General features: G+C 49.3%; 12 protein-coding genes. 9 read left to right on the top strand and 3 right to left on the bottom strand.

From position 1 onward, the window contains the following. Positions 1-67: 67 nt before the first annotated feature. The 7 genes from H9I35_RS07245 to H9I35_RS07215 all read left to right on the top strand — a co-directional run bounded on the left by H9I35_RS07245 (position 68) and on the right by H9I35_RS07215 (position 8,565). A complete protein-coding gene (locus H9I35_RS07245) occupies positions 68-982 on the top strand; it encodes a branched-chain amino acid ABC transporter permease (protein WP_016521255.1) in 915 nt (304 codons plus the stop codon). Further along, a complete protein-coding gene (locus H9I35_RS07240) occupies positions 979-2,061 on the top strand; it encodes a branched-chain amino acid ABC transporter permease (protein WP_187418757.1) in 1,083 nt (360 codons plus the stop codon). Before H9I35_RS07245 ends, H9I35_RS07240 begins: the two co-directional genes overlap by 4 nt. After that, on the top strand, positions 2,061-2,855 hold the full coding sequence (locus H9I35_RS07235; RefSeq protein ID WP_187418756.1) for an ABC transporter ATP-binding protein: 795 nt from the start codon (positions 2,061-2,063) through the stop codon (positions 2,853-2,855). Before H9I35_RS07240 ends, H9I35_RS07235 begins: the two co-directional genes overlap by 1 nt. Further along, positions 2,848-3,558, top strand: a complete 711-nt coding sequence (locus tag H9I35_RS07230; RefSeq protein WP_187418755.1) for an ABC transporter ATP-binding protein — start codon at positions 2,848-2,850, stop codon at positions 3,556-3,558. The genes H9I35_RS07235 and H9I35_RS07230 overlap by 8 nt, the downstream gene beginning before the upstream one ends. 203 nt (positions 3,559-3,761) lie before the next feature. Next, positions 3,762-6,647, top strand: coding sequence for a pyruvate, phosphate dikinase (gene ppdK / locus H9I35_RS07225; protein WP_187418754.1), 2,886 nt, complete (start codon positions 3,762-3,764; stop codon positions 6,645-6,647). Positions 6,648-6,782: 135 nt separating this feature from the next. After that, positions 6,783-7,322 carry an NUDIX hydrolase gene (locus H9I35_RS07220; protein WP_187418753.1) on the top strand — a complete coding sequence of 180 codons (540 nt, stop codon included), beginning with the start codon at positions 6,783-6,785 and terminating at the stop codon, positions 7,320-7,322. Positions 7,323-7,326: 4 nt separating this feature from the next. Further along, a complete protein-coding gene (locus tag H9I35_RS07215; protein WP_187418752.1) occupies positions 7,327-8,565 on the top strand; it encodes an MFS transporter in 1,239 nt (412 codons plus the stop codon). A gap of 83 nt (positions 8,566-8,648) precedes the next feature. Here the strand turns inward: H9I35_RS07215 and H9I35_RS07210 are convergent, their stop codons facing one another. Beyond that, complete coding sequence (locus H9I35_RS07210) at positions 8,649-9,245, bottom strand: CAP domain-containing protein (RefSeq protein ID WP_187418751.1); 597 nt, start codon at positions 9,243-9,245, stop codon at positions 8,649-8,651. A 19-nt stretch (positions 9,246-9,264) separates the two neighbouring features. Then, positions 9,265-9,564, bottom strand: coding sequence for a hypothetical protein (locus H9I35_RS07205; protein WP_187418750.1), 300 nt, complete (start codon positions 9,562-9,564; stop codon positions 9,265-9,267). Between the two features lie 143 nt (positions 9,565-9,707). On the opposite strand from H9I35_RS07205, the gene H9I35_RS07200 reads away from it, so the two are divergent. After that, positions 9,708-11,852 (top strand): ATP-dependent helicase, encoded by a 2,145-nt coding sequence (locus H9I35_RS07200; protein WP_187418749.1) that lies wholly within the window; start codon positions 9,708-9,710, stop codon positions 11,850-11,852. A gap of 158 nt (positions 11,853-12,010) precedes the next feature. Here the strand turns inward: H9I35_RS07200 and H9I35_RS07195 are convergent, their stop codons facing one another. Next, the gene (locus H9I35_RS07195; RefSeq protein ID WP_187418748.1) at positions 12,011-13,066 is read right to left on the bottom strand and encodes a LacI family DNA-binding transcriptional regulator; all 1,056 of its coding nucleotides are present in this window, start codon (positions 13,064-13,066) and stop codon (positions 12,011-12,013) included. A gap of 323 nt (positions 13,067-13,389) precedes the next feature. On the opposite strand from H9I35_RS07195, the gene H9I35_RS07190 reads away from it, so the two are divergent. Beyond that, a complete protein-coding gene (locus H9I35_RS07190) occupies positions 13,390-14,664 on the top strand; it encodes a cytosine permease (RefSeq protein WP_187418747.1) in 1,275 nt (424 codons plus the stop codon). Positions 14,665-14,683: the final 19 nt, after the last annotated feature.

Raw genomic sequence — 14,683 nt, 5'->3', positions numbered from 1 at the left:
AATAATACCTGCCGTAAGACGATGCAAGCGTTTTGCGGCAGGTACATATCGTGTTTCGGAACTGTATATGACACCGGTACTTTTTTTACAGCATATCGTAAATGCGCTTTCGCTCGGCAGCCTCTACGCGCTCATCGCAATCGGTTATACGATGGTGTACGGCATATTGCGCCTCATCAATTTTGCGCACGGCGATATCTTTATGCTCGGCGGATATTTTGCATTTTATCTCATCGCGACGTTTTTTTTACCGTGGTGGGTCGCTTTTATCGTCGCTATTTCTCTGACGGCTCTGCTCGGGATCGGACTTGAACGGGTCGCCTATCGGCCGCTTCGCGATTCGCCGAAAATTTCCGTTATGATAAGCGCTATCGGCGCTTCGTTTTTGATCGAAAACTTGGCGACCGTCGTTTTCGGCGGACGGCAAAAAGGTTTTCCCGTTCCCGATTTTTTTAATAAATTGTTTACATTCGGCTCTGTAAAAAATGCGGGGCACGCGGTCACCGTCGTCGCAATCAGCGCCGTCATTCCGATTGTGACGGCCGTACTCCTCGTACTGCTGCTTTGGGTCGTCAATAAAACGAAGACGGGTATGGCGATGCGCGCGGTTTCGACCGATTTGGATGCCGCGAGGCTTCAGGCGATCGACGTCGATAAAACGATTTCGTTTACGTTCGGGATCGGCTCGCTCATGGCTGCGATCGGCGGCATTCTATGGGCGTTAAAATATCCTCAGTTGAATCCGACGATGGGCATCATGCCGGGACTCAAGTGTTTTATCGCGGCGGTGCTCGGCGGCATCGGCAATATAGGAGGAGCGGTGCTCGGCGGGTTTTTGCTCGGTTTTCTCGAAATCATGATAATCGCGTTTTTGCCGGCGCTTACCGGCTACCGCGACGCGTTTGCGTTTATCGTGCTTATCCTCGTGCTGCTTTTTAAGCCTGCGGGGCTGCTCGGAAAAAATCAGGTGGAAAAAGTATGAGTGCGGCCGTCATGACAATCGATAAAAAGAAAAAAACGATATTGACCGTGTGTGCGTCTGCGCTTGCGCTTGCGTTTATCGCCGCAGCCGATGTTTTTTTCGATAATTTTACGCTGCGCGTTTTCAATCTCTGCGCAATTTATATCGTCCTTGCGCTTTCGCTCAATTTATTAAACGGCTTTACCGGCATTTTTTCGCTCGGACATGCGGGTTTTATGGCGATCGGCGCGTATGTTTCGGCGCTTTTGACGATGGGGCCCGCGCAAAAAGAAATGAATTTTTACCTCGCGCCGATTATACGGCCGCTTGCAGGCGTTCAGATTCCGTTTTTGCCCGCACTTTTGCTTGCGGGCTTCGCCGCCGCGCTCTTTGCTTTTTTGATCGGACTTCCGGTGCTGCGTCTGCACGACGATTATCTTGCGATCGCCTCTCTCGGTTTTGCGGAAATCATCCGTGTCGTCATTACGAATTTGCAGCGAGTGACGAACGGCGCGCTCGGTTTAAAAGGCTTGCCGAAGTATTCGACGACCTACGTCGTGTGGGGCTGCGCGATCCTCGCAATCGTCTTTATGGTTGCGCTTATCAATTCCGCTTTCGGCAGTTCGCTTAAAGCGATCCGCGACAATGAAATCGCGGCGGAAGCGATGGGCATCAACGTCGCAAAAGTTAAAACGATCAGTTTTATCATGTCGGGTTTTATGGCGGGAATCGGAGGCGCTTTGCTCGGTCACCTCATGCAGACAATCGATCCGCGCATGTTTGTGTTCGGCCTGACGTACAATATTCTGCTCATCGTCGTGCTCGGCGGAAACGGCAGCATTACGGGGTCGGTCATCGCATCGATCGTCGTCACCGTGTGTATGGAAATGCTGCGCTTTCTCGACGGTCCGCTCGATTTTCTTTTTGTCAAAACGAACGGTTTGCCCGGCCTGCGCATGGTCGTCTTTTCGCTTTTGCTTATGATCGTCGTCATCTATCGGCAGCGCGGTCTTATGGGCACAAACGAATTTTCATGGGATTATTTTGCAAAGATCGGACTTGTGCCGAAGCTGAAAAATCGAAAAACGGGAGGCCGCTGATGCTGCAGTGCATTCACACGACAATACAGTTCGGCGGACTTACCGCGGTTCGGGATTTGAATCTCAAAGTCGATGACGGTGAAATCGTCGGCCTGATAGGACCGAACGGAGCGGGTAAAACCACCGCATTCAATATGATCACCGGCGTGTATAAACCGACAAGCGGCGGTATCTTTTGGGACGACACCGATATCGTAAAATTGAAGCCGCATCAAATCACCGAACTCGGACTTGCGCGTACGTTTCAAAATATCAGATTGTTCGATGAAATGAGCGTGCTGGAAAACGTCATGGTTGCGGGAAATCTGCGCGCGCATTTCAGCGTATTCGAATCGGTACTGCATTTGCCGGGATACAGACAACGCGCTCAAAAAGTCAAAGAACACGCGCTCGATCTCCTCGAGCAGGTCAATTTAAAAAAACACGCGTACGACAGTGCGACGAGTTTGCCTTACGGTGAACAGCGCCGTCTTGAAATAGTGCGCGCGCTTGCGACGCGGCCGAAACTGCTCCTGCTCGACGAACCGGCGGCGGGAATGAACCCGCAGGAATCGGAAGAACTGATGGTTTTTATTAAAAAAATCAGAAACGATTTCGGCATTTCGATTTTATTGATCGAACATCACATGCAGGTCGTTATGGGAATCTGCGACAGAATGTACGTGCTTGAATACGGCAATACGATTGCCGAAGGAACGCCGAAAGAGATAAGCTCGAATCAAAAAGTGATCGACGCGTACTTGGGTACGGAAAACGAATTCTTCGACGGAGATGCGGAGGGCGGCGATGCTTGAGCTTACGAATGTGGAAGTATACTACGGCGGCATTCACGCGCTGCAAGGAATTTCGATCGAAGTTCCCGACGGAAAAATCGTGTCGCTCATCGGTGCGAACGGAGCGGGAAAATCCACGACGCTCAATTCGATCGTCGGATTGGTAAAACCGCAAGCCGGCTCCATCGCGTGGAACGGAAAGGAGCTGACCGCGCTCGGAACAAAGCGCATCGTTTCGGAGGGCGTGGTGCTCGTGCCGGAAGGCCGCCGTATTTTCCCCAACCTCACGACATGGGAAAACATCACGCTCGGCGCTTATCACAGAAGCGATAAAGCGGGTATAGAAAGAGACCGCGATATGGTGTATGAGCTTTTTCCGAGATTAAAAGAACGCTCAAAACAAAATGCGGGAACGCTTTCCGGAGGAGAGCAGCAGATGCTCGCCGTCGCGCGCGGTCTTATGTCGCGTCCGAAATTGTTTATGCTCGACGAACCGTCGCTCGGGCTCGCGCCGCTCATCATTAAAGATATTTTCGATACGATTCGTAAAATAAACGCGGAGGGTACGACCGTGCTGCTCGTTGAACAAAACGCACGCGCCGCCCTCAAAATTGCCGATTCGGCGTACGTTATGGAAACGGGGCGGATCACGCTTTCGGGTACGGGAAAAGAGCTGCTTGCCGATACGCGTATCAAAGAAGCGTATTTGGGCGGCGTAAAATAAGCGGATCGTCCGAAAAATCAAATACGCTTCAAAGCATCGAAATATGATCGCTGCGAACGGAACGCATACTTTCATTCGGCGGATATTTTCAAAACGCGATATGCAGCCTTAATAATTATCGTCCGGTAACTGCATTGACAGGGCAGGCGATTACTTGTATTATTTTCTTATCATATCTCTCAATCCTTATATGGAGTTATTACATGGCAAAGACAAAACTCGTTTACTTTTTCGGCAATAAAAAAGCCGAGGGCAACGCCGATATGCGTGCGGAGCTCGGAGGCAAAGGTGCGAACCTTGCCGAAATGACGAACATTGGTGTTCCGGTTCCTCCGGGATTTACCATTTCAACCGATGTGTGCAAGATGTACTACGATAATAACAGAAAGTATCCCAAAGAACTGTACTCCGATGTGGCAACAAATCTTGCAAAGCTCGAACGTGCGTTCGGCAAAAAACTCGGCGACGAAAACGATCCTCTGCTCGTTTCCGTCCGTTCCGGTGCGGCAAGTTCCATGCCCGGCATGATGGACACAGTCCTCAACCTCGGTCTCAACGACAAATCGGTACTCGGACTTGCAAAAAAGACGAACAACCCGCGTTTTGCATGGGATGCGTACCGCCGCTTTATCCAGATGTTCGGCGATGTCGCGATGGGCGTTCCTCACGAAGAATTTGAAAAAATTCTTTCGGAAGTCAAAGCGCGCGCAGGCAAAAAGCTCGACAACGAACTCGATACGTCAGAGCTTCAGGAAATAGTCGCAAAATACAAAGCTCTGTATCAAAAGACGACGGGAACGGAATTTCCGCAGGATCCCGAAAAACAGATGTGGCACGCGATCAACGCGGTTTTCGGTTCGTGGATGAACGCGCGCGCGATCAAATACCGCGAGCTCAACAACATCAAAGGATTGAAAGGAACGGCCGTCACGGTTATGGCGATGGTGTTCGGCAATATGGGCAGCGATTCCGGCACGGGCGTATGCTTCAGCCGCAGTCCTTCGACCGGCGAAAATAAATTCTTCGGCGAATATTTGATAAACGCTCAGGGCGAAGACGTCGTCGCCGGTATCCGCACGCCTGAGGAAATCAGCCAACTGAAAAAAGACAATCCGAAAATATACGACGAACTCATCAAAATCCGCAACAATCTCGAAAAGCACTACCACGATATGCAGGATATGGAATTCACCGTTCAGCAGGGCAAGCTCTATATGCTTCAGTGCCGCAACGGTAAACGCACCGGTCCCGCAGCGGTTAAAATGGCCGTCGATATGGTTGCCGAAAAACTTATCACGAAAGAAGAAGCGATCCTCCGCGTCGATGCGGATCAGATCGACCAGCTGCTTCACCCGATGATCGATAAAGACGCTGCAAAGCAGGCAGGCGTGATCGCCAGCGGTTTGAACGCTTCCCCGGGAGCGGGCTGCGGTCAAATCGTGTTCACCGCCGACGAAGCCGAAAAGCTTGCAAAAGAAGGCAAAAAAGTACTGCTCGTCCGCAAAGAGACAAGCCCGGACGATATCGCAGGTATGGCGGCAGCCCAGGGTATTCTTACCGCAACGGGCGGACGCACATCGCACGCGGCTGTCGTCGCGCGCCAGATGGGTAAGCCCTGTGTTTCCGGTGTCGAAGCGATTCACTTTACCAACGGCGGCATTACCGTCAACGGCAAATCGTACAAACAGGGCGATTGGCTTACGATCGACGGCTCCACGGGTAACATATACGCGGGTCAGATCCCGACGAAAGAACCGCAGATCACCGGAGACTTCGGTACCTTTATGAAGTGGTGCGATGAAATCCGCAACGGATCCGTCCGCAAAATCGGAAAATCGACGATCAAAGGTTTCGGAGTGCGTGCAAATGCCGATCAGCCCGATCAGGCACAGGCGGCGTTCAACTTCGGCGCGGAAGGCGTCGGTCTCTGCCGTACGGAACACATGTTCTTCGATCCCGCGAAGCTCGTATACTTCCAGGCGATGATCGCATCCGATACGACGAGCGCACGCGAAAAAGCGCTTGCGAAAATTATGCCGCTTCAGAAAAAAGATTTTTCCGGCATCTTCGACGCAATGAAGGGTAAGCCCGTCATCATCCGCTTCCTCGATCCGCCGCTCCACGAATTTATTCCGAAAGATGAAGAAGGAACGCGCAAAGTGCAGCAAGTGCTGAAAGAAGAAGGCATCGACGTTTCGGTTGAAACGCTCACAGCTCGCTTCAACTCGCTCAAAGAATTCAATCCGATGCTCGGTCACCGCGGCTGCCGTCTTACGATCACTTACCCCGAAATCTATAAAATGCAGACGGAAGCCGTTGCACTTGCCGCAATCGAATGCAAAAAGCGCGGTATTTCCGTCCGCCCGATGATCATGATCCCGATCGTGTGCGAACCGGTCGAACTTGAGACTATACGCAAAGAATGTGAAGAAGTCATCGAAAAGGTTCAAAAAGAGAGCGGCATGAAAGTCGCAATCGAAATCGGTACGATGATCGAAGTTCCGCGCGCGGCGCTCCTTTCCGGAGAGATCGCGAAAGTTGCGGATTTCTACAGCTTCGGTTCCAACGATTTGACTCAGTTGACTTTCGGCTTCAGCCGCGACGATGCGGGTAAATTCCTCGACGCGTATTATCACCGCAATATCCTCGACGACGATCCGTTTAAGACGCTCGATGAAAAGGGTGTCGGCAAACTCATGGATATGGCGGTTACGGCTGCGCGCGAAGTCAAACCGGAAATGCACCTCGGCATCTGCGGCGAACACGGAGGCGATCCTGCAACGATCGACTTCTGCTATCGCGTCGGTCTCGATTACGTTTCATGCTCGCCTTACCGCGTGCCGATCGCACGCCTTTCGGCGGCGCAAGCGGTTATCCGTGCGGCAAAGGCGAAAAAAGCCGCCGCTAAAAAACCGGCTGCAAAAAAAGCTCCGGCGAAAAAAGCCGCTGCTAAAACGGTAAAAAAAGCCGCGCAGAAAAAAGTTGCCGGAAAAACGACGGCGAAAGCTTCGGCGAAGAAAACGGCAGCCAAAAAGCCCGCTGCAAAAAAAACGGCCGTAAAGAAAACGGTCGCGAAAAAAGCAAAATAATATAAGCGGTTCTGTTTGACAGCGAAAACCGTCCGGCAAAACGTTAGAGCGGAATGCCGGGCGGTTTTTTTATGCGGCGGTTGCAGTGCAATCGCAGATTTTAAAATCGGACGGAAGTATGGGGAGGTATAAGGGATGGAACTTATCGAAAAAAAACTTTCTTCTGAAGAATTGTATAAAAGTACGTCGTATTCGTTTCGCGTCGATTCGGTTCGTCTGCCTAACGGAAAAACGGGAACGCGTGAAGTCATAAAACATCCCGGCGGCGTTGCGGTTTTAGCGATCGATAACGGCAAAGCGGCCGTAGTCCGCCAGTACCGATACGCGATCGATAGCGTTACGACGGAAATTCCTGCCGGTAAACTCGATAAAATTCCCGGGGAAAAGCCTGTCGATGCCGCACAGAGGGAACTCCGCGAAGAAACCGGCTGTACGGCGGATACGATGGAATACCTCGGTATGATGTATCCTTCTCCCGGCATACTTACCGAAAAGCTTTATATTTTTTATGCAAAAGGTCTTCATAAAGCGGAGCAAGAGCTCGATGACGACGAATTTCTCAATGTCGAATGGATGCCGACCGATGTGCTGCTGAAACAAATCGCCGACGGAGAGATAAACGACTGCAAAGCGATTTGTGCTTGCATGTTTGCGCACCTCAAAGGTATATTGTAAAAATATGTTTCAATTATTGCTCGCCGTCATCTATATCGCATTTATCAGCCTCGGTTTGCCGGATGCGCTGCTCGGTTCGGCATGGCCCGTTATGTACCGCGAATTCGGAGTGAGCGTTTCTTATGCCGGCATCATTTCTATGATCATCGCTTTGGGAACCGTCGTTTCGAGTTTGCAGAGCGATCGATTGACGAAAAAATTCGGAACCGGACGAGTGACTGCCGCAAGCGTTGCGCTGACCGCGTTTGCGCTTTTCGGTTTTTCGCTCGCGCACTCGTTTTATGCACTCGTCTTTTTGGCGCTCCCGTACGGGCTCGGTGCGGGCAGCGTGGATGCGTCGCTGAATAATTACGTCGCGCTTCATTACAAAAGCCGGCACATGAGTTGGCTGCACTGTATGTGGGGAGTAGGAGCGGCGGCGGGTCCCTATGTTATGGGTTTTGCGCTTGCGCACGGGAACACGTGGAATGCGGGTTATCGCGCGATTGCGTTACTGCAAACCGCGCTCACGGCTCTTCTCATCTTGAGTTTGCCGCTTTGGAAACGAAACGATAAAACCGATGCAGCCGAGCGGATATCCGGAGCAGCGCAGCTTTCCCCGTCCGGTAAAGCGACACCTTCCGCATTCGATTCGGCCGATACCCGTCCGCTTTCGCTTAAAGAAATTATTAATTTACCGGGTGCAAAGTCGGTGATGCTTTCGTTTTTTTGTTATGCGGCGGTGGAGCAGACGAGCGGTCTTTGGGCTGCAAGCTACGCGGTTTTACACAACGGCGTCTCGGCGGACACCGCGGCGCGCTATGCGAGTTTCGTCTACCTCGGCATCACCGCAGGCCGGGCGCTCTGCGGTTTTATTTCGATGTATTTGAACGACACACAGATGGTGAGGCTCGGTGAAATCGTTATACTTGCCGGAGTGATTTTGCTCTTTATGCCGTTCGGAAATGCGTTTACGCTTTTAGGCTTCGCGCTTACGGGACTAGGCTGTGCGCCCGTTTTTCCGAGCCTCATCCACGCAACTCCACATCATTTCGGGGTAAATAAGTCGCAGGCGCTTATCGGCGTACAGATGGCAAGCGCATATATCGGGAACTGCATGCTGCCTCCGCTTTTCGGTTTTATTGCGAACAGATTCGGCATCTCTTTTTTGCCGGCATACTTGCTGCTGTTTTGCACACTCATGATCGCTTCTCACGAGCGGCTCATACGGCTGACAAAGCGGCGGCTCGAATCGATCGTATAAAACCGAATTTAATAATCAGCTTAAATGTCGAGTTCGGAAAGCACCGACCGATAAAGCTGCGCTTTTGACAAAAAGCCGTCCGTTCAGCCGGCAAAATCCTGTACGCACATATAGCCGTATCTTGTATGCGTCCCGAAGCCGATACCGACGTGCGTATAAGCACGGCTCAAAATAGTTTTCCGGTGTTCGCGGTTCGACACTTTATCGTCTTCCAAAAGTTGGATGACGATTTTTCTTGCATCGTTATAACCGTAGGAGATGTTTTCGCCCCAAGTATGCGGATACAATCCCTGTTTATTGATTCGTTCTCCTGTATTCCCGTGTCCGACCCCGCCGCCCTGTCCTTGCGCGGTGACCCATTCTTTTGCCGCAAGTGCTAGTTTTTTGCCGAACTTCAATGGCGGCAGGGGCTGCATTGCTTTCATCTCGTTAATACATTCCGTTATAGCGGTACTCGGGTTTTTGACGGCATACGGTTCCAAACGTGTTTTTGCGTATTGTGCCGGCTGAGTGCGCGCAAAATTGATTTCTTCAAGCACGTCATTTTCCAGTTTGGCAAAATAAGCGGCGTTGGGATCTTCCGCCATATTCCCGGACGATACCGATATCGTCGCGAGCAGCAAAGCGGCCGCAGAAATTTTAATAATTTTTACGATATGTTTAGTTTTCGGATTTTTCATATATATGCCTCCATGTATTTTATTTTTTTACTTTCGCAGCGATCATCGCACCGCACGCGAGTATGAATAAAAGCGCAAGATAGATGACGACGATGTATGCCGCCGCGTCGGGCACAATAAAAAACATGATACCCGTTGCGATAGTGAGAACCCCGAGCGCGAACGATGCGCATCCGGCAGCCTTTCCGAGACGCTTTTTATCGCCGAGGGACGCGAGATATTTTTTTGAAAGCATATACGCGCCGGTTACGGTAAACGCCGCCCCCGCTCCGATAAAGAGTACGAAGAGCAAAAGCAGTTTCGTGTGTGATAAAATCATAATCCAACTATACCGTATTTTCGGCTACTCTGCCATATCGGTACCTTTGCCGGCGGCTGCATTTTTGCAGTTCCGTATCGTCGTCGTGCCGCGGCCGCCGGTTGTCACGGGTGCGCTTTTGATTTAGACTGCATACCGACAGTATGGAATCGATTCTTTTATCGCTCAACGACGAACAGAAGGCATCCGTCATGCAGACGGAAGGGCGCGTGCGCGTCATCGCGGGAGCGGGTACGGGCAAAACGAGAGCACTGACGTCGCGCTACTGCTATCTCGTCGACGAAGCGGGCATCGCTCCGGGCAATATTTTGTGCGCAACTTTTACGAACCGTGCCGCAAACGAAATGAAACAGCGCGTGCGTAAGCGGCTCGGCGACATCGATTTGGGATATATCTGCACGTTCCACGCGTTTTGCGTTCAGCTGCTCAAAGAAGACATCAGCGTTTTAAACTACCCGAAAAATTTCGTCATCATGGATACGGAAGACGAGCGCGATATTTTGCTGCGTATCTTTTCCGATATGCACATCACGATGCGGGAGATGACGGTGCAAAGCGCGATCGACGAAGTGCTCGAAGCGAAAAAAATGCGAGTGGATACGTACATCGACGATATCTACCGCATGAACAACGAACAGCTGCGCGAGCGTTTCAATTTTATCAAAGACCGCCGCGGCCAAATTTTTGCGCGCTATATCTACGAGCAGAAAAAAATCTTCGGTCTCGACTTCAACGATTTAATAAATTTTACGACATACATCCTTGAGCATTTTCCCGCCGTGCGCGAAAAATGGCAGGCACGCATGCAGTACGTCATGGTCGACGAATTTCAGGACGTAAGCAAAAAGCAGTACAAAATCGCGCAGACACTTTCCAGAAAGCACGAAAACCTCTACATCGTCGGCGATCCCGATCAAACGATTTATTCGTGGCGCGGCTCGCACGTAAAACTTTTCCTCGATTTCGATAAAACTTATCCCGATGCGAAAACGTTTTTGCTTTCGAAAAATTACCGCTCGACGCCGGAAATCATCAAAGCCGCCGATACGCTGATCGAAAAAAATACCGTGCGTTATCAAAAAACGCTTAGGGCGGAAAAGGCGGCGGGCGCCAAACCGATTTTTTGCCATTGTAAAAGCGAAGGCGAAGAAGCGCTTTGGATTTTTAATAAAATCGATGAGCTTGCAAAACGCGGCGTACCCTACGGCGACATCGCAGTCTTATATCGTGCGCACTATCTTTCCCGCGCGATCGAAGAAACGTTTATCGATAAGCGCGTACCCTATAAATTTTACAGCGGTATAGAATTTTACAGCCGCAGGGAAATCAAAGATATCGTGTGTTATCTCCGCATGATCACGTCCGGCGACGACGTCGCGTTTTTACGTACGGTCAATATGCCGTCGAGGAAAATCGGTAAAACAAAAATAGATGCGCTCCGGACTCTTGCCGAACAAAACGGTACGGCGCTGTACGACGAACTTAAAAAAAATATCGATACGCCGCTTTTTGCAGGTACCGGTGCGCGCGCATACGTCGAAGCGATAGAAACGCTTCGCGCATCGTACAAAACGCTTCCGCTCGGTACGCTGCTGCAGGCGGTTATGGACAGATCGGGCTATGAAGCGTACTTGCGTCTGCAAAACGATCAGGACAGGCTCGATAACGTCGCCGAATTTCGCCGTGCGGTGGAAAAAGCGGGACAGGACGATGATGCGAACTTAGAAGACTTTCTCGCGCACATAGCGCTCTTTACCGATTTGGACAGAGAAGAAAACCGAAGCAATGTCAAACTCATGACCATCCACGCGGCGAAAGGCATGGAGTTTCCGTATGTGTTTGTCTGCGGTCTGAACGAAGGCGTGTTCCCGTCGCGCAAAACGCTCTCGCTCGACGATATGGAAGAGGAACGGAGGATTGCGTACGTTGCGATGACGCGCGCGAAAGAAGCGCTCTTTTTGTCGGATGCGGAAGGGACGGCGAACGACAACCTCTTTAAGCAGCCGTCGCGTTTTATTTTCGACGCGGGACTTGAAAACCTCGCGCTCGAACGGGAACTTGACGAATCGCTTGTCGTGCAGACGAAAACGCTCATCGATTACAGTGAAGCGCAGCTGAAGCGCATCGGCACACCCTACGAAGAAGGCACACGCGTGCGCCATCCGATCTTCGGCTGCGGCACCGTCGTTTCGGTAAACAAAAAAGCCGGCTCTTACGGTATCGCGTTCGATTCGATGCAAACCGAACGGAGCATCCGCTTCGGTGCGGAATTGAGTGAAGAGGGGTAGAGAAAGGGCGGCGTGTGTGTACTCTTGGGCGCGGGATTGTGCGGGACGTTATATTTCTGTATGAGGTGTATCGTGTGATAGAGAATCTTTGTTAAACGCTTAGTTCTATTCGGTATGATTGGGCAGGTGTTTAGGGTGCAGATATGGAGACGGAAAACCTAGCATCGAAGAAATTGATTTTCGATATCTTCAAGGCTTTCTTTAATGAGAATGCTTGCATTAATATAGTTCAATTTACACGGAGGTTTTTTTCCGAGCAGGAGATAATCCGAAATAAGCTGCATACTCAAATAACCTTGTGCCTGAGGATTTTGAAATATACTAAAGGCGATACGGTTTTCCAATAAACCTTTTTTTACGATATCGGATAAATCGTACGTTATTACTTTGAATTTGAATTTTTCCTGTTCTTCAAGTACGGCTTTAAGGCCTCCCGAATTTGCACCGGACGCGTAAATGACACAGGATACGGGCATTTTTTTTGCAAATACTTCTTTACACCGCAAGTATGCTTCGATATCGTCCGACGGAAGCTCTATCACATCGATAATTTTAAGAGAGGGACATTGTGTATGTAAAAGCTCGGTCATGCTCGACAATCGTATTTGGCTGCCTTTTATAATTTGGTTCGGCTCAAACACCAAAAGATTTCCGCGCCCTCCCGTAATGATACTTATAAGCCCGCTTGCAATATGTCCCGAATATTGATAATTGCATCCGACGAAAGCCGAATATTCGGCTTTTATGAATGAGGTTAATAATATTACGGGAAAACCGCGATTTGATAATCGGTTTACATAAGCAACAATATCCGGGTTATTTATCGGGATGAGGATTATACCATCGGCATTGTCGACTTCAACAGCTTCATGTAATAATTCTAACTGCGCTTTTGCATTGAAATTTTCACAAGGTTTAATGATTAATGAAATTCCTGCCGGAAAAAATTCATCTGCAGCTTTTTGTATGCCCACGCGGAGCATTTCGATGAACGGATTATTGATTACATGCTGAATAAAAACGATTTTAAATTGTTTTCGTTTATTCGATAAAGATTTTGCAAATTTATTCGGCTTGTAATGAAGATCATCGGCCGCTTTAAGAATCCGTTCCGCAATTTCCGGCTTAATTCTTCCTCTGTTGTGTATTGCCCTGTCAACTGTTCCCGGAGAAACACCGACGATTTTTGCTATATCTTTTATGGTAACTGCCACTTTTTACCTCTATAGCTCGCCATTATAGCATACTTCAATAGTAAAATGTAACATTATTCAAGGCGTTCCAAAAATAGCGTGTGCGAGCACAATAATTTCTTTTCATGTGATAGTATATCCGCTTTTAATCTCTTATTTTTAAATATTTTAACTAAAATTTAGATATTTTATAGTTTTATTGTACAACAAAGCCGAATATTCTGTAAAATATAGTAATATCAATAAAAATTTATTGACAGATCCGATATCACGATATACACTATTATTTGCGTGTTCGAACACGCAAATAGGTTTTTATTATTTCTAAAACGAGGAGGAATATCATGACGGAAAAGGTAAAAACATCTTCCGACGGACAATTTGCGTCGCAAGCCGTTCCGATGGATAAGCGGATGAAAACCGTGACTCTTTTCGGATCTCTATCAGGATTTGTCTTTATGACAACTTCTTTGCAGGCCGGAGCAGGTATGGGCTTCGCAGCGGATTTTATGACCGTCATCAAGGCAATCGCGGTCGGTTGTATCTTTTTGGCTGCGCTCGCCTGTGTGATGGCTGCAGCGGCATCCAAAACTGGACTTACGTTCGGTCAGCTGTGTGCATATGCGTACGGTAAAATCGGCTCGAAAATTGTCGGCTTTTTTATAGCCTTTTCTCTCTTAGGCTGGACGGCGGTGGATGCCGGTTTAATGGCGAGTGCCATCAATGCAATAGTTCCCGCCTTACCGTACTTTCCTTTAAGTTTAGTCTGTTGCGTATTATTTACGCTGACCGCAGCGTTCGGGATGAAAGTTATGAGCAAACTCGGCTCTCTTTGTGTACCGATTATCGGTATTTTCGGACTCGTTTCTATGATTCTCGGTGCGCGAAGCGTCGGAGGTATGGAGGGTCTTTTAGCCTATGTTCCTTTACCCGGCAGTCAAGTGAAATTCGGAGCTTTGGTCGGTATGGCTATCGGTTCATGGATAGGTTGTGCCTGTTCTCTGTTGCCCGATTTTATCCGTTTTGCGAAAAGCACAAAGGTGGCGGTCGGTTTGTCTTTGCTGTTTATGCTTGTTATCAATCCGCTGATGCTTATCATAGGCGCTATCGGTGCCATTGCTACCAGCAAAGGTGATTTGCCGTACGTATTAGCAGCACAAGGGTTGGCAATTCCGGGTTTGCTCATCGGTATTTTTGGCAACTGGGGACCGGCACAAGGGAATGAGTATTCCTGCGCTTTGACATGGGGAAATATATTCAAACTCGAACATAAAAAAATGACGTTTATCTGCGGCGCTATTGCGTTGATTTTGACGGCATTTAATTTCTTTGCATATTTCGGAAGTTTTATTATTTTCCTGTCCAATTGCGTACCCGCGATTATCGGTGTATTCGTAGCCGACTTCTTGTATACCTACCGTAAGGGGTATCCGCCTGCAGAGCGTTTGCAATTCAATTTCGATTGGCGCGGATTGGCAGCGGTCGCCGTCGGTATTGCTTTGGCTTTTGCTCCGTTGCCCGGTATTTCACAAATTTGGTGTGTTGTCGGCGCAATCGTCGTTCGTTTGGTTTTATCTGCAATCGGGAAAAATTCTCCCGCGAAAATTTACGCCGCTTAATTCGAATGTACTTTTACCG

Origin of the sequence: Treponema sp. Marseille-Q4132, assembly GCF_014334835.1 — a bacterium.
GTDB classification, from domain to species: Bacteria; Spirochaetota; Spirochaetia; order Treponematales; family Treponemataceae; genus Treponema_D; species Treponema_D paredis.
This window is presented reverse-complemented; position numbering and strand designations above follow the sequence as displayed.